This is a genomic window from Pseudophaeobacter sp. (assembly GCF_048267565.1).
GTDB lineage: Bacteria > Pseudomonadota > Alphaproteobacteria > Rhodobacterales > Rhodobacteraceae > Pseudophaeobacter > Pseudophaeobacter profundi.
Window position 1 is genome coordinate 374,230 of sequence record NZ_JBLWXG010000001.1, and the last position, 21,989, is coordinate 396,218.

Annotated in this window: 19 protein-coding genes and 1 tRNA gene; 6 read left to right on the plus strand and 14 right to left on the minus strand. The window is 58.9% G+C overall.

Going from position 1 to position 21,989, the window contains the following annotated elements:
- Nucleotides 1–103 precede the first annotated feature (103 nt).
- The gene (gene gltA / locus ACN0VH_RS01795) at nt 104–1,399 is read right to left on the minus strand and encodes a citrate synthase (protein WP_278921554.1); all 1,296 of its coding nucleotides are present in this window, start codon (nt 1,397–1,399) and stop codon (nt 104–106) included.
- Nucleotides 1,400–1,517: 118 nt separating this feature from the next.
- The gene (gene gltX, locus ACN0VH_RS01800; protein ID WP_278921555.1) at nt 1,518–2,930 is read right to left on the minus strand and encodes a glutamate--tRNA ligase; all 1,413 of its coding nucleotides are present in this window, start codon (nt 2,928–2,930) and stop codon (nt 1,518–1,520) included.
- Nucleotides 2,931–3,007: 77 nt separating this feature from the next.
- Here gltX and ACN0VH_RS01805 point away from each other — a divergent pair, with 77 nt between their 5' ends.
- Complete coding sequence (locus ACN0VH_RS01805; RefSeq protein ID WP_417699291.1) at nt 3,008–5,071, plus strand: ComEC/Rec2 family competence protein; 2,064 nt, start codon at nt 3,008–3,010, stop codon at nt 5,069–5,071.
- A 36-nt stretch (nt 5,072–5,107) separates the two neighbouring features.
- Here ACN0VH_RS01805 and lexA read toward each other — a convergent pair whose 3' ends face one another.
- The 7 genes from lexA to ACN0VH_RS01840 form a co-directional block, all read right to left on the minus strand.
- Nucleotides 5,108–5,815: a transcriptional repressor LexA gene (lexA, locus tag ACN0VH_RS01810; protein ID WP_278921557.1), complete on the minus strand. Its 708-nt coding sequence runs from the start codon at nt 5,813–5,815 to the stop codon at nt 5,108–5,110.
- Between the two features lie 242 nt (nt 5,816–6,057).
- The gene (locus ACN0VH_RS01815; RefSeq protein ID WP_417699292.1) at nt 6,058–7,230 is read right to left on the minus strand and encodes a molybdopterin molybdotransferase MoeA; all 1,173 of its coding nucleotides are present in this window, start codon (nt 7,228–7,230) and stop codon (nt 6,058–6,060) included.
- Nucleotides 7,231–7,701: a cyclic pyranopterin monophosphate synthase MoaC gene (moaC, locus tag ACN0VH_RS01820; RefSeq protein WP_278921559.1), complete on the minus strand. Its 471-nt coding sequence runs from the start codon at nt 7,699–7,701 to the stop codon at nt 7,231–7,233.
- A 2-nt stretch (nt 7,702–7,703) separates the two neighbouring features.
- Nucleotides 7,704–8,516, minus strand: a complete 813-nt coding sequence (trpC, locus tag ACN0VH_RS01825) for an indole-3-glycerol phosphate synthase TrpC (protein ID WP_417699294.1) — start codon at nt 8,514–8,516, stop codon at nt 7,704–7,706.
- Between the two features lie 84 nt (nt 8,517–8,600).
- A complete protein-coding gene (locus tag ACN0VH_RS01830) occupies nt 8,601–9,311 on the minus strand; it encodes a uracil-DNA glycosylase (protein ID WP_417699295.1) in 711 nt (236 codons plus the stop codon).
- Entirely contained in the window at nt 9,308–10,330 is a 1,023-nt protein-coding gene (trpD, locus tag ACN0VH_RS01835; protein WP_278921562.1) for an anthranilate phosphoribosyltransferase, read from the minus strand. Before trpD ends, ACN0VH_RS01830 begins: the two co-directional genes overlap by 4 nt.
- Nucleotides 10,327–10,911, minus strand: coding sequence for an anthranilate synthase component II (locus ACN0VH_RS01840; protein ID WP_278921563.1), 585 nt, complete (start codon nt 10,909–10,911; stop codon nt 10,327–10,329). Before ACN0VH_RS01840 ends, trpD begins: the two co-directional genes overlap by 4 nt.
- 309 nt (nt 10,912–11,220) lie before the next feature.
- Here ACN0VH_RS01840 and ACN0VH_RS01845 point away from each other — a divergent pair, with 309 nt between their 5' ends.
- Nucleotides 11,221–12,876 carry a divergent polysaccharide deacteylase family protein gene (locus ACN0VH_RS01845; RefSeq protein ID WP_417699297.1) on the plus strand — a complete coding sequence of 552 codons (1,656 nt, stop codon included), beginning with the start codon at nt 11,221–11,223 and terminating at the stop codon, nt 12,874–12,876.
- A 102-nt stretch (nt 12,877–12,978) separates the two neighbouring features.
- Here ACN0VH_RS01845 and trpE read toward each other — a convergent pair whose 3' ends face one another.
- The 5 genes from trpE to fabI all read right to left on the minus strand — a co-directional run bounded on the left by trpE (nt 12,979) and on the right by fabI (nt 19,336).
- Nucleotides 12,979–14,490, minus strand: coding sequence for an anthranilate synthase component I (trpE, locus tag ACN0VH_RS01850; protein WP_417699298.1), 1,512 nt, complete (start codon nt 14,488–14,490; stop codon nt 12,979–12,981).
- Between the two features lie 14 nt (nt 14,491–14,504).
- Nucleotides 14,505–16,346, minus strand: coding sequence for a peptidylprolyl isomerase (locus ACN0VH_RS01855; RefSeq protein WP_417699300.1), 1,842 nt, complete (start codon nt 16,344–16,346; stop codon nt 14,505–14,507).
- A 255-nt stretch (nt 16,347–16,601) separates the two neighbouring features.
- Nucleotides 16,602–17,777 (minus strand): aminotransferase, encoded by a 1,176-nt coding sequence (locus tag ACN0VH_RS01860; protein WP_278921567.1) that lies wholly within the window; start codon nt 17,775–17,777, stop codon nt 16,602–16,604.
- A gap of 215 nt (nt 17,778–17,992) precedes the next feature.
- Nucleotides 17,993–18,523, minus strand: coding sequence for a xanthine phosphoribosyltransferase (gene gpt, locus ACN0VH_RS01865; protein WP_278921568.1), 531 nt, complete (start codon nt 18,521–18,523; stop codon nt 17,993–17,995).
- A 6-nt stretch (nt 18,524–18,529) separates the two neighbouring features.
- On the minus strand, nt 18,530–19,336 hold the full coding sequence (gene fabI, locus ACN0VH_RS01870; RefSeq protein WP_278921569.1) for an enoyl-ACP reductase FabI: 807 nt from the start codon (nt 19,334–19,336) through the stop codon (nt 18,530–18,532).
- A gap of 186 nt (nt 19,337–19,522) precedes the next feature.
- Between fabI and pdxH the strand changes: the two genes are divergently transcribed.
- The 4 genes from pdxH to ACN0VH_RS01890 all read left to right on the plus strand — a co-directional run bounded on the left by pdxH (nt 19,523) and on the right by ACN0VH_RS01890 (nt 21,404).
- Nucleotides 19,523–20,128 (plus strand): pyridoxamine 5'-phosphate oxidase, encoded by a 606-nt coding sequence (gene pdxH / locus ACN0VH_RS01875; protein ID WP_278921570.1) that lies wholly within the window; start codon nt 19,523–19,525, stop codon nt 20,126–20,128.
- Nucleotides 20,129–20,247: 119 nt separating this feature from the next.
- Nucleotides 20,248–20,790: a cold-shock protein gene (locus ACN0VH_RS01880; RefSeq protein ID WP_278921571.1), complete on the plus strand. Its 543-nt coding sequence runs from the start codon at nt 20,248–20,250 to the stop codon at nt 20,788–20,790.
- Nucleotides 20,791–20,794: 4 nt separating this feature from the next.
- On the plus strand, nt 20,795–21,283 hold the full coding sequence (locus ACN0VH_RS01885) for a DUF192 domain-containing protein (protein WP_417699302.1): 489 nt from the start codon (nt 20,795–20,797) through the stop codon (nt 21,281–21,283).
- A 44-nt stretch (nt 21,284–21,327) separates the two neighbouring features.
- Nucleotides 21,328–21,404: transfer RNA gene (locus tag ACN0VH_RS01890), tRNA-Pro, on the plus strand.
- Nucleotides 21,405–21,989: the final 585 nt, after the last annotated feature.

The window sequence follows — 21,989 nt, forward strand, 5'->3', positions numbered from 1 at the left end:
TGCTTGGACTGCCCAGGGGGACGGGGACGAACGGCCCCGATGAAACAAGAAAGCCCCGCCGAGAAGGCGAGGCTTTGCATCTGTTTATCTGTCGCGCCGCAGATTAGCGGTTTTCGATATCGACATAGTCGCGCGTGGTCTGCCCCAGATAGAGCTGACGTGGGCGGCCAATTTTGTTTTGTGGATCTGCGATCATTTCTTTCCACTGCGAGATCCAGCCAACGGTGCGCGACAGCGCGAAGATCGGCGTGAACATCGAGGTCGGGAAACCCATGGCTTCCAGAATAATGCCGGAATAGAAATCCACATTCGGGAAAAGTTTCTTTTCCTTGAAATAGGGATCATTCAGTGCGGTCTGTTCCAGCTCTTTGGCGACCTGCAGCAGTGGGTTGTCTTCCACACCCAGCAGTTCAAGCACCTCATCGGCGGATTGCTTCAGCACGGTGGCGCGTGGATCGGTGTTCTTATATACCCGGTGACCAAAACCCATCAGGCGGAAAGGATCATCCTTATCCTTGGCGCGGGCGATGAATTCGGGAATGCGGTCAACCGTACCGATCTCTTTCAGCATTTCCAGGCAGGCCTGGTTGGCGCCGCCATGGGCCGGACCCCAAAGGCAGGCAATGCCGGCTGCGATACAGGCAAAGGGATTTGCACCAGAAGAAGAGGCCAGACGCACAGTCGAAGTAGAGGCGTTTTGTTCGTGATCGGCGTGCAGGGTGAAAATCCGGTCCATTGCGCGGCTCAGGATCGGGTTCACGTTGTATTCTTCGGCCGGAACCGAGAAGCACATGTGCAGGAAGTTGGCAGCGTAGTCCAGATCGTTGCGCGGATACACAAATGGCTGGCCGATAGAGTATTTATAGGCCATGGCCGCAATTGTCGGCAGCTTCGCAATCAGGCGGATCGAGGCAACTTCGCGCTGCCAGGGATCAGAAATATCAGTGGAATCGTGGTAGAAGGCAGACATCGCGCCGACAACACCAACCAGCGTTGCCATTGGATGCGCATCGCGGCGGAACCCACGGAAGAAGTTGTGCATCTGTTCATGCACCATGGTGTGACGGGTCACACGCGCTTCAAAATCTTCCAGTTGTGTCGCAGTTGGCAGCTCACCGTAAAGAAGCAGATAGCAGACTTCCAGATAGTGCGATTGCGAGGCAAGCTGGTCGATGGGATAGCCACGGTGCAGCAATTCACCCTTGCCACCATCGATGAAGGTGATGGTGCTGTCGCAGCTGGCGGTCGAGGTGAAACCCGGATCATATGTAAAAACGCCGGCTTGGGCGTAGAGTTTACGAATGTCCAGAACATCAGGCCCAGCGGTCGGCGAGAAAATGGGAAGCTCATAGTCTTGGCCATTCAGGCTGAGCTTTGCGGTCTTCTGTGTCTCGGTCATAGATGTTCCTTCCTGTATCAGGCACAAAAACCCGGAAGTATGTTCCGGGCTGGGTGCAGGCAGTACCTGCGCGCAGCGCGCGCAGGTGAGGTGTTAGCGGAACAGGCTTTCTGACCGGTTAAGGGCAGGATTCGCCTGTGGCGTCATTGAGCCGGGCCAAGGTTTCTTCGCGGCCCAGGATCAGCATCATATCAAACACCGACGGTGTTACGGCACGGCCGGCCAGCACGGCCCGTAGGGGGGCGGCCAGTTTGCCGAACTTGGTGTCATGGGCTTCTGCAAACTGATTGAGAAGCGCCTCAAGATCGTCACGCGTCCAGCTAGCACTTTGCAGCTGCGGCGTCAATTGAGACAGTATACCGTCGGATACAGATGCCAATGCCTTAGCCGCTTTTGCATCGGGTTCAATCGGTCGCGAAACCAGAACAAAATGTGCTTTTTCAAGAAGGTCCGGGAAGGTACGCGCCCGATCTTTCAGACAATACATTGCCCGTTCAAGATTTGCTGACTTTACGTCATCTAGCGGTGGTTTGCCAGCCGCCTGCAGGTAGGATTGTATTTCTTGCCGCAATGCGGCGTCATCGCTAACAGCAATATGCTGGCCAGACAGGTTTTCCAGCTTCTTGGTGTCAAAACGTGCCGGGCTTTTGCCGATTGCTTCCAGGCCGAACCATTCTTTCGCCTGCGCGTCGCTGAAGAATTCGTCGTCGCCGTGGCTCCAGCCCAGGCGGGCCAGGTAATTGCGCATGCCAGCCGCGCTATAACCCATGGCCTGATATTCCTGCGCGCCAAGCGCCCCATGCCGTTTGGACAGTTTTTTTCCATCGGGCCCATGAATAAGCGGAATATGGGCCCAGATAGGAACCTCCCAGCCCATGGCATCATAGATCATCATCTGGCGCGCGGCATTGTTCAGGTGGTCATCACCGCGAATGACATGGGTGACGCCCATATCGTGGTCATCAACCACAACCGCCAGCATGTAGACCGGCGTTCCATCCGAGCGGAGAAGAATCATATCATCCAGCTGGTCGTTTTGAATGGTAACATCACCCTGCACCTGGTCGTGAATCACCGTGGTGCCCGTGGTTGGTGCCTTGATGCGGATCACAAAGGGCGCATCCGGATGGCTGGCGGCATCCGCGTCGCGCCAAGGAGAGCGGTAAAGCGTTGATTTGCCTTCAGCCTTTGCCGCCTCGCGGAAGGCTGCGATCTCTTCCTGACTGGCAAAACACTTGTAGGCCTTGCCCGCAGCCAAGAGCTGCTGTGCGACCTCTGCGTGGCGACTGGCACCTGCAAATTGGCTGACAATCTCGCCATCATGATCCAGGCCCAACCAGGCCATGCCCTGCAAAATGGCGGCGGTGGCCTCTGGAGTGGAGCGGGCGCGATCAGTGTCTTCGATGCGCAGCAGGAATTTCCCACCCCGCCCGCGCGCAAAAAGCCAGTTAAACAAGGCGGTGCGCGCACCACCAATGTGCAAATAGCCTGTAGGAGAGGGGGCGAATCGGGTGACGACCGGTTTGGACATGAGGTGATCTACCTTTGGAAACCAAATATGAGCGAGATTTTCCGCCTATGTACCGGGCCGCGTGGCTTGGAGCAACCATGCGGCTCTTGCGGGGTGCCGATCATGCACTGCAGGCGCAGCGTGGCCATCTGTTGGCCTGGGGGCCTGTCTGCATCGGGCTGGGCATTGGCAGCTTCTTTTGTCTGAAACGTGACCCAGACGCGCTGATCTTTGGCTCTCTTTTTCTGACTATGATCGTGGCGCTGTTTTTTATCCGCAAAAGCGATATACGCGGGATGCTGGCAATGGCCATATTTCTGGCCGGACTGGGATTTTGCATCACCGCCTCGCGCAGCTATCAGGTTTCTGCCCCCATTCTGAGCTTTCGCTATTTTGGCCCGATCGAGGGGCGTGTGATTGCCCTGGATCGTTCGGGCAGTGGGGCGCTTCGGATGACGCTGGATCAGGTGCGCCTTGTGCGGGTCGCACCGGCCAAAACACCTGAACGGGTACGCCTGTCCGTTGGGCCGACGCAAAGAACGCCGCTGATTGGCGCGCGGGTTGCCACCACCGGGCATCTGATGCCGCCGCAGGGCCCCAGTGAACCAGGCGGGTTTGACTACCGACGCCATGCCTGGTTTTTACAACTTGGGGCCAATGGTTACACCCGCAATCCCGTTCTGACCGTGATGCCACCGCAGTCCGGCCTGGCGCTGCAACGGTTCCGTCAGAACCTGTCGCAGCTGGTGCAGCATCGTTTGGATCCTGCGATCAGTGGGTTTGCCGCAGCGATCATTGCCGGGGACCGCAGCGGCGTGACGCAGCAGGTCACTACGGCGCTGCGCGCAAGTAACCTTGCGCATCTCTTGGCGATTTCCGGACTACATATGGGGCTGTTGTCCGGGTTTGTCTTTGCCTTTCTCAGGTTCGGCCTTTGCCTTTGCCCACCCTTTGCGCTGCGTTGGAATGTCAAGAAAATTTCCGCCGGTGCAGCGCTGGTCACGGCAATGGTCTATCTCGGTATCTCCGGCGGAAATGTTTCAACAGAACGGGCCTTTATCATGGTTTCGGTCCTGCTCTGTGCGGTCTTGCTGGATCGGCGGGCCCTGTCCTTGCGGGCGGTTGCGGTGGCCGCGATTCTGGTGCTTTTGCGCCGACCTGAAACCCTGCTGAGCCCAGGTTTCCAGATGAGCTTTGCCGCCACGACCGCATTGGTGGCGGTCTTTGGATGGATCCGGTTGCAGCCCTGGAAGCTGGGGCCGACCTGGCTGCGCCCGGTCTTCACAGTCGTGATTTCCTCTGCAGTTGCAGGCCTCGCAACCGCCCCCTTTGGCGCGGCGCACTTCAATACTCTGTCTCACTATGGGGTGGTGGCGAATGTTCTGGCGGTGCCCGTCATGGGGGCTGTGGTTGTTCCGTCGGCGGTGCTGTCCCTCTGTCTTGCGCCATTTGGTCTGGAAGAGGTCGGGTTTTGGCTGTTAGAGCGGGGGCTGCGTTGGATACTATGGGTGGCGACTTGGGTATCGGGCTTTCCCAATGCCCAAAGTGGCGTCCCATCGCCAAATAGCTGGGTCTTGCCTGTCTTTTCCCTTGGGGCACTGATCCCGCTGCTCTGGCAGGGAGGGCGGCTGCGTTGGTGTGGGATTCCTGTCATTCTGCTCTCCCTAGGGGGATGGGCAGGCAGCAGCAGACCGGTTGTCTTGATCTCATCTGATGGCGGCCTGGTTGGAGTCTTGACCCCTGCTGGACGGGCGGTGTCGCGCAAGGCGGCGAAAGGATATGTAGCCAGGTCATGGTTGGCCGCAGATGGAGACCTGAGTGAACAAGCACAGGCAGCGGCACGCTGGAGTGCATCCTCTCTATCCGCCCCCTCGGTGCCAGAGCCAGCCCCCCCAAAGGCAGGTGGCCTGCGCAGAATAAAGATCCTGGGTTTCAGCCTGACCCATGTTGTTGGCAAAAGGCAGGCGCGCGCTCAAACAGAGTGTTCCGCAGCAGATCTTGTGGTGACCAATGTCGCCTTGGACTTGCGAGGGCCCTGTCGAATTCTCACTCCTGCCCTGTTGCAGCGCAGTGGAAGCATCAAAATAGGTTCTGATGGCATCCTTGTTTCAGCCCGTGACGTTGCAGGAAACCGCCCCTGGTCCCGTCCTTGGAGAAGGTGAAGGCCTCGTCCTTGCCATTCGCCATGGGCAAAACCACTAGTAGCTGCGGATCAAACCGACCAAACGTCCCTGAACCTTGACCTGATCTTCAGAATAGCTGCGCGCTTCATATGCTGGGTTTTCAGCCTCCAGCACGACAAGGCCATTCCTGCGGAACAGTCTTTTTAGGGTGGCTTCTTCATCGGCCACCAAGGCGACGACAATGTCGCCATCATCAGCTGTATTCGTTTCGCGGATCACAACGGTGTCGCCATCATTGATGCCTGCATTGATCATGGAATCGCCGCGAACCTCCAATGCGTAGTGCTTGCCATTCGAAGATAGCATGGTTTGCGGAATTGCAATTTGATGGCTGATTTGATTGATTGCTTCGATTGGAACACCTGCCGCGATGCGGCCCATGACAGGGATCTCCTGCGCGGTGGCGACCGGCTGCGCCGTCGATTGGCGCGTCTCCCGCAGTGGTCCCGGGGAAGGCGTGGCGACGCTGCTCTTCGGTGGTGGAGAGGACATGGGAGGAGGGCTCATATTCTCAGGTAGGCGCAGGATTTCGATGGCCCGGGCTCGGTGGGCAAGGCGACGAATAAAGCCGCGTTCCTCGAGGGCTGTGATAAGCCGATGGATCCCCGATTTGGAGCGAAGATCCAACGCAACTTTCATTTCATCAAAACTAGGGGGAACACCGTCCTTCTGCAGGCGACGATGAATGAAGTTCAATAGATCCAACTGCTTCTTTGTCAGCATGACTGCCCCTTTCAACCCGTAATTGGCATTTGTTCTACTCATGTTCCCGTTTTGTGTCAATGCTTCAAGCATGCTTTGAGGTTTTTATGAGAGTTTTACTCCGCTTGTTCATTTTTTGTTCTATAAGCGAATAATAATATCTCTTCTGGCGAAGCGAAAAGGCAGGCCTGGAAAATGGAGGTCCAATTGTAAAAAGGCAGTTGCTTAAACTATTCCGACAAACGGGGCGGACTGTTTTGAGTTCAGAGCGGTAGGTATTGCACCGTGTCACCGGCGTCATGGGCGGGTTCATGCGGTGGGAGAATTAGAAGCGCATTGGCTGCTGATAGCACCGTGAGCAGCGCGCTGTCCTGGTTGTCTGCCACGGTGATTTCGCCGTTGGAAACGGTGGCGCGCATATAGTGTTGGCGCGGGCCGTTCCCTTTGGTGGGATGAGACAGCCGGGCCATCGAAATTTGGCAGAGCTGGGCCGGTAGCCCGCACATTTGGCGGATCATCGGTTGTAGAAAGACATGACCGCAAACCATTGCGGATACAGGGTTTCCAGGCAATCCAACCATCGGAGTGCCCTGCAGCCGCCCGGCCATAAGCGGTTTGCCCGGACGCATAGCAACCTTGTAAAATGCGCGCTCCATGCCAAGGTCGGCGGCAACTCTTGCGACAAGATCATGGTCACCAACCGAGGCACCGCCAATTGTGACAATCAGGTCAGCGCCTGCGGTCAGAGAGAAAGCAGTGCGCAGGGAGGCGATATTGTCTTGTGCGATAGGAAGGATACGCGCGTCGGCACCAAAACTTTCGAGCATCGCCTTTAGCCCAAAGGTATTAGAGGCGATGATTTGATCCGGGCCCGGGGTTTCCCCTGGCATGACCAATTCATCGCCCGTAGAAATAAGGGCAACAACGGGGCGACGGCGGACCGGAATGTTGGGGATGTTCATGGCCGCCAAGAGAGCAACATCTGCAGGCCGCAAAATCCGCGGGGCCGTAAGGCACTGACCACTACAAAAGTCGCCAGCTCTAGGGCGAATATTGTCAGAGGGCCCAGGTTGGTTGACGATGGTGATCAGGTCTTTTTTTCGGCTGACATCCTCTTGAATAACAACAAAATTTGCGCCGACGGGCAGCGGCGCGCCGGTGAAAATTCTGACCGCCTGACCGGGCTTGAGTGGCGCGTCATATCGATGTCCTGCAGCGGCTTCTCCGACCACCTGGAACATCGCGTGTAATTCCACCTCTTCGGCCTTTACGGCATAGCCGTCCATGGCCGAGGCGGAAAAGGGCGGCTGGTCGCGGCGGGCGTGGACGTCCTGCGCCAGGACCCGGTTTGCCGCCTGACTCAGGGGGACATCTTCGATCTCTAGTGTCGCGCAAAGATCCAATAGGGCCGCGTGGGCCTCGGAAACTGAAATCATCTATGCCTCGTACAGACCTGATTTTCCACCGTCTTTAAGAACAACACGGATGCCGCCAATTTGCATCGCCTTATCCACGGCCTTTGCCATGTCATAGATCGTCAGACAGGCGATGGATACAGCCGTGAGCGCCTCCATCTCTACACCAGTTTGGCCGGTTGTTTTGACAGTGGCGGTGACCTGCACACCAGGCAGGGCGGGATCCAGGGTTAATTCAACTGCAACCTTGGTGATCGGCAGGGGGTGACACAGGGGGATCAGTTCAGGGGTTTTTTTTGCTCCCATAATACCGGCGAGCCTGGCGACACTGAGCACATCGCCCTTTTTTGCCTTGCCTTGTGAAATGATTTCAAAGGTTTCGGGCGCCATGCTGATCTCGCCCGTTGCTGTCGCAATGCGCGCAGTAACAGCTTTATCAGAGACATCCACCATATGGGCATCTCCCTTCCCGTCGAAATGGGTTAGCGCCATACCTACAGTGCTCCGGGGGTTAGGGGGGTGGCAAGCAGGTTGCGGGTGGCCTGGGCCACGTCATCCTGCCGCATCAACGATTCACCAATCAGAAAACTACGGGCACCGTAACGGGCCATATCGGCCAGATCTTGCGGTGTTGACAGGCCGCTTTCACAGATGATGGTGCGCCCGGCAGGGACCAGCCGCGACAGCTGCCGGGTGGTGTCCAATGTCGTCTCAAAGGTTTTGAGATTGCGGTTATTGATGCCCATCAAGGGCGATTTCAGCAGCGAGGCGCGCTCCAGCTCTGCTTCATCGTGAACTTCAAGCAGCACGTCCATGCCCCAGCCCATGGCGCAGTCTTCCAGTTCTGCCGCCTGGTTGTCGGTGACAGAGGCCAAGATGATCAGGATGCAATCAGCGCCAAGGGCACGGGCCTCGGCGACCTGATAGGTATCATACATGAAATCCTTGCGCAGGGCGGGCAGGGCGCAGGCCTCGCGGGCTTCCACCAAAAAGGATTTTGCGCCTTGGAAACTGGGCGTATCGGTCAGCACGGACAGGCAGGCGGCACCCCCCTGTTCGTAGGCCTCTGCCAGCGCCGCTGGGGCAAAATCTTCCCGGATCAAGCCTTTGGAAGGGCTTGCTTTCTTTATTTCAGCGATGAGCCCATAGCCATCGCGTGATGCCGCGGACAGAGCCTTGGCAAAGCCGCGTGGTGCAGAGGCGTCGCGGGCTTCGGCCTCAAGCGCGGACAGTGGCTTGGCGGCCTTGTCGGCAGCTATTTCTTCCAGCTTGTAGGCTTTGATCTTGTCCAGCACATTTTCAGCCATGTCCCTGCCTTTCGGTCTTAGTGTTTATCATTGTATGTCGCATTCGGTCCGGTTTGCCATCAGGCCAGCATTTCGGCAGGTCGACTAGCCTGCCCAATTTATCGGCTCGGACCCACGGGCAACAAGCCAAGTGTTTATCGCCGAAAAGGGCCGCGAGCCAAAAAAACCGCGATGCGCGGAGAGCGGTGAGGGATGGGCGCTTTTCAAGACCAAGTGATCGCCCGGATGGATATGTTTTTCAAGCCTTTGCGCTTGTTTACCCCACAATACATAGGCGGTCGGCACAATTGAAGTCTTTGCAATCGCCTGCTGCGCCAGCTTCTCCCAGCCGAGATGCTTGTGGCCGTTGGCCTCACCCGCCGGTACAGAAAGTGCTGTGTTCAGCAACAAAACCCCCTCACGGGCCCAGCCTTGCAAATCCCCGGTGGCAGGGTATACGCCAATGTCGTCTTGTAACTCTTTGAATATATTTGAAAGAGAGCGCGGTAGCGGGGTGACGTCAGGCGCGGTTGAAAAGGCCAACCCATTGGCGTGGCCGGGGGTTGGATAGGGGTCCTGGCCAAGGATCACCACCCGCGTTTGCGCCGCTTGGGTCAGGGCCAGGGCGGCAAAACGCTGCGGCGAAGGTGGCAGGATCTGGCGCTGATCAGTTGCGATCTGCGCCCGGATAGCTGGCCAGTCTTGGTCGAAAAACGCCAGATCGGCCCAGTCGCCGATGGCAGAGGTATCGTTCAAACTGGCCGTGTCTGCCTGTGGCTTGCCGCCGTCAGCTATGCGCGCTGGGGGCAGGGTCATCCGGCTGACGTGGTGATTTCGGCAAGCGCTGCCAGCTTGGATTTTGCCGCACCGGAATCAATGCTGTGCCGCGCCATTTCAACGCCTTCTGTCAGCGACCCGGCTGCATTGGCCACCACCAATGCGGCAGCAGAGTTGAGCAAGACAGCATCGCGGTAGGCACCTTGATCCCCGTCGAGCAGGGAACGAAAGGCGGTCGCGTTATCCGCTGGGCTGCCGCCGACAATTGCCTCAAAGGGATGCACAGGCAGCCCGGCCTCTTCAGGGTGCAGTTCGAAGTCGCGGATCTGGCCGTCTTCCTCCAGCGCCGAGACCCAGCTGATGCCGGTGATGGTCAACTCGTCCGTGCCGTCAGATCCATGCACCAACCAGGCGCGTTCAGATCCGAGCTGGCCCAGGGTTTCGGCCATCGGGCGGATCAGATCTCGGCTAAAGGCGCCGGTCAACTGTCGCGTGACGCCTGCAGGGTTTGTCAATGGTCCCAATATGTTAAATATCGTTCTTGTACCAAGTTCCTGGCGGGTGGGCATCACATGGGCCACGGCCGGATGGTGCATGGGCGCCATCATGAAGGCAATGCCGCACTGTGCGAGGGCGCGTTCAACAACCGCAGGGGGCACCATGACATTGATGCCCATCTGCGTCTGTACATCCGCAGTGCCCGAGCGCGACGACAGGTTGCGGTTGCCGTGTTTTGCCACCACAACCCCTGCGCCTGCGGTGACAAAGGCGGTGGCGGTTGAAATATTCAGCGTATGCTTGCCGTCGCCGCCAGTGCCGACGATATCCATCGCGCCTGCCGGGGCGGCGACAGTATTGCATTTGGCCCGCATCACCGTGGCAGCGGCGGTATATTCATCGACCGTTTCGCCACGGGTGCGCAGGGCCATCAGAAGCCCGCCAATCTGGCTGGGTGTCGCTTCGCCTTCAAACAGAAGGGTAAAGGCCTGCTCGGCTTCGCTGCGGCTCAGGGGGCGGTCGGCAACTGCATTCAGCAGGGGCTTCATCGGATCGCTCATGCGGGCACCTTTTGCATGTCGTCAAGAAAGTTTTTTAGCAGGGCATGGCCATGTTCGGATGCAATGGATTCGGGGTGGAACTGGACGCCATGGATAGGCAGGCTGCGGTGTTGCAGCCCCATGATGGTTCCGTCTTCCAGTTCGGCGGTGATTGCCAGGCAGTCCGGCAGGCTGTCACGATCCACCACCAGTGAATGATAGCGCGTCGCCGCAAAGGGGCTGGGCAACCCGGCAAACAGCCCGGTATTGCTGTGCTGCATCTGCCCCATCTTGCCATGTACGATTTCGTGGCAGCGCACCACCTTGCCACCAAAGGCCTGGCCGATGGTCTGATGGCCAAGGCAAACCCCCAAAAGCGGTGTGCCGGTCTCTGCCGCTGCCTGTGTCAGCGCGAGGCATATGCCAGCCTGTTCAGGTGCCTTGGGCCCAGGCGAGAGCAGAATGCCCTTGGGTTTGAGCGCCATGGCATCCTGCACGGTCAGCGCGTCATTGCGATGCACCTGCATCTCGCAGCCCAGTTCACCCAAATAGTGCACCAGATTGTAGGTAAAGGAATCGTAGTTGTCGATTAGCAGCAGCATCTTGGCGGGCTCTTTTATGGGTGGCGGGCGGGGGCCGCGCCGCAGTATAGTGGTTGCTGTATACATGTTCAGGCTTGCGCGGCAGCGTCAAGGGCGCGAGGGTCAATTGCTGCGCGGCATGGCGTCGAAGATATGGAATCCGACCATGGGGTCGTGGCCTGGCGGGGCTATTTGCTGCGCCAGTCTGTGCTGGGCGGAATGGGGCCAGTCTAATGTTGGCCAGTAGAGTTTTGGCCTCTAGCTTGGCCATAGAATGAAAACCACCACGAGATGTCAGGGTGGAAACAGGTGATGAGAGGCAGGACGGCAATGAAAGGGTTTCTCGGAGGGGTCAGCATTGGCGCAGTGGTTGCAGTTGCGGGGGCTGCGATGTGGTCGCTTTCCGTGCCGCTGCCGCTGCAGGTCGAGGTCGAAACAACAACCCCGAACCAAGCCGCACAGCCGGTGAGCGGGCAGGACACCGCCCCTCAGCCCCCAGAGCAGCGCGATGCTGATCTGGTCGAGGTCGCGCCAAGCAGCCCACAGGGTCTTGATGGCGCGGATAGCAGCCCGATTGCGGTGCTTGATACGGACCCTGGCAGCCGACCTGAGGTGACGATTCCCGATGGCGCATCGGCGGGGAATACTGCGCCCTCTGGGACGGTTGTAAGCCTGCCACAGGCCCCGGGCGCGGCCCCCACAGGCCAGGCCAGTGGCAGTGTGCCAGATGCGCCGGGTCAGGACGATCGCCCGGAGGTTTCAACCGAGACCGCGGCCCTGCCAGAGCCCCCCCTGAAGGAGCAAGTCCCCCCCGCAGCTCTCGATACGGCGGAGCCCGAGGCCGAGGCGGCTGCACCAGAGGTCGTTCAGGTAGCGCCCTCGCCGGATGAGGCCGCGCCCCAGGACAACCTCGCCAGCGGGCAGGGCGCGCCGGCTGCAACCTCTGCGTCGCCGGTTCTGCCTGAGATTACGCTGCCGGACATGGGCCAGGCCCCGCAGCCAACGGCCCGGCCAAACCTTGGTCAGTCCACAACAGCGCAGAAGACCGCCGAACCTGTCGTGCAAGAGGTGGTCCCAGATGGGGCAACCTCTGCCGAAGGGGCCGCGTCAGAAGCCGGTACCGACCCGGAGCAAGCAGCAGCTGCCGAGCCCGGCACTGGCACTGGCACTGACACGGGTATCGACACGGAGGCTAGCCCAGGTATCGGCACCCCGGTGGTGCCGTTGACAGAACGTAGCAGCACGCCGACGCTGATCGCCGGTGATGACACGCAAGAGCAGGCAGAGGATGCGACCGCAGCGTCACCAACCCCGTTTGAGATCAACGCAGAGCCCTATGCCGCGCTGGGGGATCGCCCCTTGATGTCGATCATCTTGATCGATGATGCGGCGGCAATCGGTGCCGAGGCCCTGGCAGAGTTCCCCTATCCGCTGACCTTTGCGATTTCCCCCGACGATCCACGCGCGGTTGAGAAAATGCAGGCCCGCCGCGCAGCCGGGTTTGAGGTGCTGATCCTCGCCGATCTTCCGCGTGAGGCGGCGCCACAGGATGCTGAAACCGCCTTGCCCGTCTGGATGAAGAAGCTGCCGCAAGCGGTTGGGATCCTGGAAGGCGTCGAAACCGGGTTTCAGGGCAATCGTCCCTTGGCGGATCAGGTGGTGGCCGTATTGGACAGTGCTGGCTACGGCATGGTGACCCAGAACAGTGGCTTGAATACGGTGCAGAAACTGGCGCTGCGCGATGGCATGCCTTCGGGTGTGGTGTTCCGCGATTTTGACGGGGCAGGGCAAACCCCACGCGCCATTCGCCGCTTTCTTGATCAAGCGGCCTTTCGGGCGCGGCAGGAAGGCGCTGTTATCATGCTGGGACGTTTGCGCGCGGACACGATTTCGGCCCTGCTGCTCTGGGGGGTGCAGGATCGCGCAAATCAGGTGGGCCTTGTGCCGGTCTCGGCGGGGCTCAAGGCGAACCTGACGTCGCAATAAGATCAGAAGTATCAGCCGGTTGCGGACATAAAAAGGGCCTCAAAGTCTGAGGCCCTTTTGGTGTTACAGGTGCAGGTGCAGGTGCAGTGGCACGGGGGGCGGTCAGGTGTTGCCCTTACCGATAAAGCGGGCAGCATCGGCGGCTGCACGCCGGATGGCATTGGATTTGTGCACCGTTTCCATAAACTCTGCCTCGGGGTCGCTGTCATAGACCACGCCGCCGCCCGCCTGCACATACAGGGTTTGATCCTTGATGATGGCGGTGCGTAGCGCGATACACATATCCATGTCGCCACCGGCCGAGAAATAGCCAACACCGCCGCCATAGACACCGCGTTTTTCCGGCTCCAGCTCGTCGATGATTTCCATCGCTCGCACCTTTGGCGCGCCGGATACGGTACCCGCAGGCATGCCGGCAAAGAACGCATCCAGCGCGTCTTTGTCCTCGTGCAGTTCCCCCACCACATTGGAGACGATATGCATCACATGGCTGTAGCGTTCGATAATGAACTGCTCGGTCGGGTGTACGGTGCCTATCTTGGCCACGCGGCCTGTATCGTTGCGGCCAAGATCCAGCAGCATCAGGTGCTCTGCCAGTTCCTTTTTGTCGGCCAGAAGATCCAGCTCGTTGGCCTTGTCCTCTTCCGGTGTCGCGCCACGCGGGCGGGTGCCGGCGATGGGGCGGATGGTGACCTCATTGCCAAAGACACGCACCAGAATTTCCGGGCTGGCACCAATCACCTGAAAATCGCCAAAATTGAAATAGAACATAAAGGGCGACGGGTTGGTGCGCCGCAGAGAGCGATAGAGCGCAAAGGGGGGCAGCGGGAAGTCCTGGCTCCAGCGTTGCGCCGGAACCACCTGGAAGATATCGCCTGCGCGGATGTAATCCTTGGCCTTTTCCACCGCTTCCATATAGTCGGATTTGGTGAAATTCGACACCGGCGGCGCCACCTCGCGGGCATCGCCCAGATCGCGGGTTTCAGACGGCATGGCGCGTTCCAGATCACGCACCGCATCCATCACCCGTTCGGCGGCCTGGGCATAGGCAGCGCGGGCCGTCTGGCCGTCGCTGGCCCAGGCGGGGGATACCACTGTGACCTCTCCCTTGACGCCGTCCAGCACAGCAATGACCGAGGGGCGAAGCATTAACGCATCGGGCAATTGCAGCGGGTCGGGGTTCACATTTGGCAGGTGTTCCACATGGCGCACCATGTCATAGCCAAGGTAGCCAAACAGACCCGCCGCCGCCTGTGGCATGTCTTCAGGCAGGTCGATTTTGCTCTCGGCCAGCAGGGCACGCAGATTGTCCAGCGGGTTGCCTTGCTGCGGCTCATAGGCCTCTGGGTCAAACCGGGCAGAGCGGTTCAGCTCTGACCGGGGGCCCTGGCTGCGCCAGACCAGATCCGGCTTCATGCCAATGATGGAATAGCGCCCGCGCACCTCGCCGCCAGTGACGGATTCCAGCATAAAGGCGTCTTTCTGGGCACCGGTCAGTTTCAGCATCAGCGACACAGGCGTGTCGAGATCTGCCGCCAGCCGGGTATAGACAACCTGGTTTTCCCCGGCGTCATAGGCCCGGGCAAAGCTGTCAAATTCTGGGGTCAAAGCCATCTTGGCCGCCTCGCTTACTGGAAATTGGCCTGAACGGCATTTAGCGCCTGTTGATCAACGCGCGGCGCGGCGCGCAGCTGTGCATCGGCAACAAAGGCGGTGAACAGCGCCTCTGAAACCGCCTGATCAAGCTGAGTTCCCAGCGCATCCGCCATGAGCTGCATTTCTTCGCTGGTTTCCGTGGGCAGCACCGCATCAAGACGTACGATAACGGTGCTATCCTCGCCGGAGATCACCTTGAAATCACCGGGTTCCATGGTGAAAATCTGGTTCATCATATCGGCCGGTGTGTTGTCGAGATAGGCGGTGCGGGTCAGGCCAGTTTCGGTTTTGACCTCACTCTCTTCGGGGAAGGCACCCGCCTCCTTGGCGGCCAGCAAAAGCGCATCAGCCCGGGCCTGCAGCGCAGCCGCAGCACGGTCGGCATTCCAGGCATCCAGAACTTTTTGTTTTGCCGCTTCAAAAGGTTCGGGGCGTTCTGGCAGGATTTCGTCCAGGCGCAGGGCAAACAGGCTGCCATCGCCCAGGAATTCCGCCTCTGGGAAGTCCTCCAGTGTTACCACGCTGGCAGCCGTACGAAAGTCTTCATAGGCGCTGATATCTTCGCCTGTTTCGCCGCTCCAGTTGATGGTTGCGACCTGCATGTCGCTTTCAGTTGCCAGGTCTTCCAGAGTGGCGCCACCGGCCAAGAGATCGTTGATCTCTTCGGCCTGCTGTTCGATCAAGCGGCGGGCGCGATCGGCTGCCAGTTCGTCGCGCAGCTCTGGCATTGCGTCTTCATAAGAGGTTACCCGCGCTTCAAGGTGACCATTGATCCGAAACAGGGCCGGCCCCAGATCCGTCGGGAGCGGGCCGACAACTGTGCCCACTTCGGAAGCAAAAACACTGTCGGATGCCGCACCCAGGTCGCCGGTGGTGACATCGCCAAGATCAACATCGCTCAGCGCCAGACCGCGCCCATCAACCAGGGCTTCAAAGGTGGTGCCGCCAACATCCAGCTGCGCCTTGGCCTCTGCGGCGCTTTGCTCATCGGCAAAGACCAGGCGTTCGACCAGGCGGCGTTCCGGCACCTGATACTGATCTGCCCGCTCGTCATAGAGCTTGCGCAGGGCAACCTCGTCGAGCTCGACGCTGTCCATGATCATTTCGGGGCTGAGGCGCGCATAGGTGATGCGCTTGGTTTCGGGCAGGGTAAAGCGCGCCTGGTTGTCATCGTAGTAGGATTGCAGTTCTGCATCGGTGGGCATCACCTGGGTCAGGGCAACCTGATCGGCAGATAGCTGAACATAGGAAAAGCTGCGGCGGGCACCGATATAGTTGGTCAGCGTGTCGGTGAGCGTCTGGGGCATTTTTGCGCCAACCACGATGGCCCCTTGGACCAGGGTGCGGGCAGATTCGCGGCGCAGGTCAGCCTCAAAGTCCTTTTCGTTCAGGTTTACGTTCTGCAGGGCAAAACTATAGGCCTGCCGGTCAAACTTGCCGCTGGCGTCCTGAAAGGCTGGGATCTCGGCCAGTTCCTGGCGCAGGTTTTCGTCGCCAATGGAAATGCCAAGGTTCTTGACCTCGTTGTCGATGGCGGCAATCGAGATCAGGCGCTGTAGAACAACCCGGTCCAGACCAAAGGCAGCCATTTGGGCGATGGTAAGCGACTGACCGCCCTGCGCCTGCAAAGCGCGCTGTTCGCGCTGCAATTCCCGCAGGTAGGCATCAACGCTGACTTCTTCGTCGCCGACCTGGGCGATCGAAGACATGGAGCTGTTGAAATTCACCGCACCAAAGCCGGCAAGGCCGATGATCAGCAAACCCATGAGGATCCAAACAAAGGTATTGGATAGTTTCTTAATGCCTGTGGCCATGCTGCCCTCTTTAACTTCGCTTTCGGGGGGAGGTGCCGGGATGTCGTGTCCGGGGCTCCCTGCTTAATAGATGTTCCTGCCTTGCATACGCTGCTGCCCCAAGCGGGGCAAGATCCTCTGCCCGCTCAAAGGCTTGATTGCTGGGCTTTGTCGGGTCCTGGTGCATGTCGGGCCGGGGTTCTGCGCCCCCGCACGGTGTCCGGCCGATACCCGCGTGGGGCAATGGCTTGGGGCGGGCGGATGTCAGGGCGGGTCTCAGGGCTGAAACTGGCTCAGCCGGGAAAAGAGTTCACCAATGCCTGCGGCATCGACATTGGCAAAGGCAATGCGGAACTGTCGTTCGGCGGATTGGTCGCCTTCGGGCATGAACATGGTGCCGGGCAGCATCAAGATAGAGGCCTCGGTGACCAGTTTCTGGGCGATCTGTGACGCCGGCAGATCAAAGGGATGTTCGACATAGGCAAAATAGGCACCACACCCCAACAACCGCCACCCGCGCGAGGCGAGTAGCGGGAAAGCGTCAAGAATTGCCTGCTTGCGGTCCAAGATTTCGGCGCGCTCACCAGCGAGCCAGTTTTGAAGGTTGTGAATTCCCCACTGCGCCCCGATCTGTCCCAGCTGCGACGGGCAGATGGTTACTGTATCCAAAAATTTTTCCATTTCGAACAACCGTGCCGGTGCTGCGGCAATGGCGCCAACCCGGTGACCGGTCAGGCGATAGGCCTTGGAAAAGGAATAGAGGTGGATCAGGGTCTGATCCCAGTCTGTCTGCTGAAACAGTGTATGCGGCGGCCCGGAGCGGCTGTCGAAATCGCGGTAGGTCTCATCCACGATCAAGGCCAGCCCGCGCGACTGTGCCAGATCAAAATACGCCCGCAGTAGGCCTTCGGGGTATTCCGCCCCGGTTGGGTTGTTGGGCGTCACCAACAGTATCGCTTTCGTGCGGGGCGTAATCAGGGCCTCGGCCGCAGCCGGGGCGGGCAGCATGTCATCGCCAACCTGCAGCGGGCGGGCGGTGACGCCGCTTAGGTCCAGCCACATCTTGTGGTTGAAATACCAGGGCACTGGAATGATCACCTCATCGCCTTCACCGCAGAGCGCGGCAATGGTGGCGGCAAAGGCCTGGTTGCACCCCGAGGTGATGCCGATCTGAGCGGGCGAAACCGTGGCACCGTAGTGTGAAGACATCTGTTCAGCCAGGGCGCTGCGCAGGCCGTCACGCCCCAGCACGGGACCATAGAGATGTGCGTCATCCTGGTTGAGCGCCGCCTCGGCCAGGGCCTGGCGCAGCCCCAGCGGTGGCGGATCAGCCGGGGCGGCCTGGCTTACATTCAACAGCGGGCGGTCATCCGGGAAGGTGACGCCGGCAACCCAGCGACGGGATTCGACGATGGGAGAGAGGAAGGTTGCCTCTGTGCGCGATGTGATCATGCCCACTCCTGTTGATCTTGGGGTGATTTGCTGCAGAATTGGTAGGGGCTTGCCGGGGGGATGGCAATCACTTGTCACAGATCCACTGGCCGGGGGCGCAGCCTTTGGCGGGGATCCGCATTGATCCAAATCGACCGGGCGCATCGCACCGCAAAAAAAACGCGCCCTGGACAAGAGAGCGCGTTTGGGTCGTTTCGGATGTGTTTGGTCAGGCCTTAGTCGGTGCCGCGATAGGGTTCGACATATTGCAGAGCCATATCCCAGGGGAAAAAGATCCATGTATCCTGGCTCACACCGGTGATGAAGGTGTCCACCTGCGGCTCACCCTGAGGTTTCGCATAGACGGTGGCAAAATGCGCCTGCGGATAGAGGTCGCGCACCAGTTCCAAGGTTTTGCCAGAATCGACCAGATCGTCGACAATCAGAATGCCGGTGCCATCGCCCATCATGTCCGCATCGGGGCTTTTCAGCACCTCAGCTTCACGGCGCTGATCGGCCTTGCCGCCGCCAGAATGGTAGGACTTGACGCTGATCGTGTCGACGGTGCGAATGTCCAACTCGCGGGCGACGATCATGGCTGGGGCCATGCCACCACGGGTGATCGCCACAACGGCGCGCCAGTGGCCATCATCGGGACCCTGCCCATCCAGTCGCCATGCCAGCGCCCGGCTGTCACGGTGGATCTGGTCCCAGGAGATGTGAAACCCTTTTTCATGGGGCAGGCGGCTTGTATCCTTGGTGCTCATCTCGGGTCAGCCTTTCTCGATGTCCGGGGCGTCCACGGCCTTCATGCCGACCACATGATAGCCCGCATCCACGTGCAGATTCTCACCGGTCACGCCAGAGGCAAGATCCGACAGCAGGTAGAGCGCGGATTTCCCCACGTCACCGGTGGTCACGTTGCGGCGCAGCGGTGAATTATACTCGTTCCATTTCATGATATAACGGAAATCGCCAATACCAGAGGCCGCAAGGGTCTTGATCGGACCGGCGGAAATTGCGTTGACGCGAATGCCATCCTTGCCCAGATCTTCGGCCAGATATTTGACCGAGGCCTCTAGCGCGGCCTTGGCAACGCCCATGACATTATAGTGCGGCATAACCTGCTCAGCGCCATAATAGGTCAGGGTCAGCATAGAGCCGCCCGCATCCATCATCTTTTCGGCCCTCCGCGCGATGGCGGTAAAGGAATAGACCGAAATATCCATGGTCATCTGGAAGTTTGCGCGGCTGGTGTCGACATAGCGGCCCCGCAGTTCGCTCTTGTCGGAAAAGCCAATGGCGTGCACGACAAAGTCCAGTTTGCCCCATTTTTCTTCGAGCGCGACAAACAATTCATCCATCGAGGCCTCATCCGAGACATCGCAGGGCAGAACGATATCGCTGCCCAGTTGTTCTGCCAGCGGCAGGACGCGTTTTTTCAGCGCATCCCCCTGGTAAGAAAAGGCCAGTTCGGCACCGGCCTCGGCACAGGCCTTGGCGATCCCCCAGGCAATCGATTTGTCATTGGCCAAGCCCATGATCAGACCGCGCTTGCCGGTCATCAGTTGATTAGACATTCAGGTTCTCCGCCTGTGATCCGTGAAGTTAAAGACGTTTAATATGCCGCGGCGTTTGCTTCAAGGGGCGACCTTGAATGATCGTACAAGCCTTACCATATGCGCGGGGGCTGGTTCTGCCCGAGGCCCCTTGCCGATCCCTGGGGGGCTGCCTAATGTGGCGCAAGTTTCAGACAGGAGGTTGTATTGAGTGAACGTTCAGGGCTGTTTGCCGGAAATGACCCCTTTGCCATTGCGCGCACTTGGTTGGCGGACGCCGAGAAAACCGAAGTGAACGACCCCAATGCCATCGCCTTGGCCACGGTGGATGCCGATGGTCTGCCCAATGCCCGTATGGTCCTGTTGAAAGACATCGAGGCCTCGGCTTTTGTTTTCTACACCAACTATGAAAGCGCCAAGGCGCAGGAGTTGGACAGCGCTGGCAAGGCCGCCTTTGTGATGCACTGGAAATCGCTGCGCCGACAGATTCGGGTGCGTGGCGATATTCGTCGGGAAGAGGGGCCAAAGGCGGATGAATACTATGCGTCGCGCTCTCTCAAGAGCCGCCTGGGCGCCTGGGCCTCAAAACAATCGCGGCCGCTGGACAGTCGCGCCAGCCTCATGGCCGAAGTGGCCAAGGTCACTGCAAGCAAGGGGCCGAATCCGCCGCGCCCGCCATTTTGGGGGGGCTACCGGATCACCCCGGTCGAGATTGAGTTCTGGGCGGATGGGGCGTTTCGCCTGCATGATCGTTTTGTATGGCGGCGTAGTAGCGAACAGGACGATTGGTCGGTTTCGCGCCTTAATCCTTAAGCTTTTGATGTCAAAAATAGCACTTTTCTTACAACTGAGAGGATTTTTGCTTGAACTTGGTTGGTGAAATCGCGCATCACGCTGGCAAGAAAATGAAAAAGACGCAGTGGAAAAGTTAAGTGGCAGAAGATCTGAGCAGCCTCCAGCACATCCAAGGCCTTGTTAAATGGTTTGACCCCACCAAGGGGTTTGGTTTTGTTGTGTCCGATCTGGGCGGCCCTGATATTTTGCTGCATGTGAATGTACTTCGTAATTTTGGACAGAGTTCGGTTGCGGATGGAACCCGTATCGAAATCGTCACCCATAACACCGATCGTGGTGTTCAGGCGGTTGAGGTTCTGGCCATTCACCCGCCGGAGCGGGAAGATGTCCCGGTGCTGAGTGATTTTGCCGAGCTGGATCTGACGGACCTGCAGGCCAAACCATTGGAACCCGCACGGGTGAAATGGTTTAATAAAGGCAAGGGCTTTGGCTTCGCCAATATATTTGGTCGCAGCGAAGATATCTTTCTGCATGTCGAAGTGCTGCGCCAGTCGGGGTTGGCCGATCTGCAACCCGGAGAAGCCCTGGCAATCCGGGTGATCGATGGCAAGCGGGGGCAGATGGCCACCGAAGTTCAGGCCTGGGAAGCTGCCATACCTTGCAGCGATCAGGCAGGCTGATCCGATGACGCGACTGAGAGCTTCTCTCGTCGCACCGGCCCTGGCCCTGATTCTTGGCCTGGGCCTTCCCCTTTCCGCCCAGGCAGAGACCTGCCGCCCAGAACGGATTGAGCTGCGCGGCAGCTGGGGACAAACCTCCTTTCATATAGAAATCGCCGATGACGAAGCGGAACGCGCCCGTGGCTTGATGTTTCGCGAGTCGCTGCCCCGTGGGGCTGGCATGCTGTTTGTCTATCCAAAGCCGCAGCGCGCTGCCTTTTGGATGAAGAACACCCTTATTCCGCTTGATATTATCTTTCTGGATCAAACCGGCCAGGTGACCGGGATCCAGGCCAATGCGATTCCCGGTGATCTAACCCCGCTTCCGGGCGGGGATCAGGTCTTTGCGGTGTTGGAAATCAACGCGGGTTTGGCGGCGCGATACGGCATTTCTATGGGTACAGAGGTGCGCCACAAAGTTTTTTCAAAAACTGGCCCAATTTGGCCTTGTTAGGGGTTTTCAAATCCATTCACTGGCGTTAGGAACAGCGCACGGTTCGGGGCGTGGCGCAGTCTGGTAGCGCACCTGTTTTGGGTACAGGGGGTCGTGAGTTCGAATCTCGCCGCCCCGACCACTTTCAAAGAAAACCCAATGTTTCTTTGATGTTCTCGCGAGAGGCCAGGATATCCTGGCCCCTCGCCAGAGATCAGATCCTGAAGAACTCATCAACATCAATAACCGCTGATCCGACCACGGCACTTGGCGGTTTCTTGTGGCGTTCGTGGTCGCGTGGTCGGAGCTTTGCTTTACCATTTCACCCTGCCTTTGACTGGCAGCTTTGCGCTGCATTGCCCCTTTGCGAATCCGGGGTCTGATTCTGCATCACGGTGCAGACATGGCCTTGTGGTGACGCGATAGGGGGCTCTAGCCGCGATCTGTTGCGCCTGTTTCCCCTGATCTCTTGCATGGCCTGTCAGTCGGCGGTGGGGCTTGTCGATAGAATCACAGAATCTAGCGGTGCGATCTGCGTGCCGGGATGGATTGGCGTTAAGACATCATTAAGGAATTGACGCGGAGTTGTTTCAACTCGTTGCCAATCTTGCGCGTGCTGGTAAAAGCCTCGGCGCAGGGGCCGCCGGATTTGGGGCATCGATGCAACATCTGCGGCCCGCGTGCCGTGTTGCATCGGGGTGGGAAAAGACTGCACAAAATTTTGGCT

Bases quoted from the DNA above. Each gene is read 5' to 3' on its own strand.
- gltA (WP_278921554.1), bottom strand. From the start codon at position 1,399: ATGACCGAGACACAGAAGACCGCAAAGCTCAGCCTGAATGGCCAAGAC.
- gltX (WP_278921555.1), bottom strand. From the start codon at position 2,930: ATGTCCAAACCGGTCGTCACCCGATTCGCCCCCTCTCCTACAGGCTAT.
- ACN0VH_RS01805 (WP_417699291.1), top strand. From the start codon at position 3,008: ATGCGGCTCTTGCGGGGTGCCGATCATGCACTGCAGGCGCAGCGTGGC.
- lexA (WP_278921557.1), bottom strand. From the start codon at position 5,815: ATGCTGACAAAGAAGCAGTTGGATCTATTGAACTTCATTCATCGTCGC.
- ACN0VH_RS01815 (WP_417699292.1), bottom strand. From the start codon at position 7,230: ATGATTTCAGTTTCCGAGGCCCACGCGGCCCTATTGGATCTTTGCGCG.
- moaC (WP_278921559.1), bottom strand. From the start codon at position 7,701: ATGGCGCTAACCCATTTCGACGGGAAGGGAGATGCCCATATGGTGGAT.
- trpC (WP_417699294.1), bottom strand. From the start codon at position 8,516: ATGGCTGAAAATGTGCTGGACAAGATCAAAGCCTACAAGCTGGAAGAA.
- ACN0VH_RS01830 (WP_417699295.1), bottom strand. From the start codon at position 9,311: ATGACCCTGCCCCCAGCGCGCATAGCTGACGGCGGCAAGCCACAGGCA.
- trpD (WP_278921562.1), bottom strand. From the start codon at position 10,330: ATGAGCGATCCGATGAAGCCCCTGCTGAATGCAGTTGCCGACCGCCCC.
- ACN0VH_RS01840 (WP_278921563.1), bottom strand. From the start codon at position 10,911: ATGCTGCTGCTAATCGACAACTACGATTCCTTTACCTACAATCTGGTG.
- ACN0VH_RS01845 (WP_417699297.1), top strand. From the start codon at position 11,221: ATGAAAGGGTTTCTCGGAGGGGTCAGCATTGGCGCAGTGGTTGCAGTT.
- trpE (WP_417699298.1), bottom strand. From the start codon at position 14,490: ATGGCTTTGACCCCAGAATTTGACAGCTTTGCCCGGGCCTATGACGCC.
- ACN0VH_RS01855 (WP_417699300.1), bottom strand. From the start codon at position 16,346: ATGGCCACAGGCATTAAGAAACTATCCAATACCTTTGTTTGGATCCTC.
- ACN0VH_RS01860 (WP_278921567.1), bottom strand. From the start codon at position 17,777: ATGATCACATCGCGCACAGAGGCAACCTTCCTCTCTCCCATCGTCGAA.
- gpt (WP_278921568.1), bottom strand. From the start codon at position 18,523: ATGAGCACCAAGGATACAAGCCGCCTGCCCCATGAAAAAGGGTTTCAC.
- fabI (WP_278921569.1), bottom strand. From the start codon at position 19,336: ATGTCTAATCAACTGATGACCGGCAAGCGCGGTCTGATCATGGGCTTG.
- ACN0VH_RS01885 (WP_417699302.1), top strand. From the start codon at position 20,795: ATGACGCGACTGAGAGCTTCTCTCGTCGCACCGGCCCTGGCCCTGATT.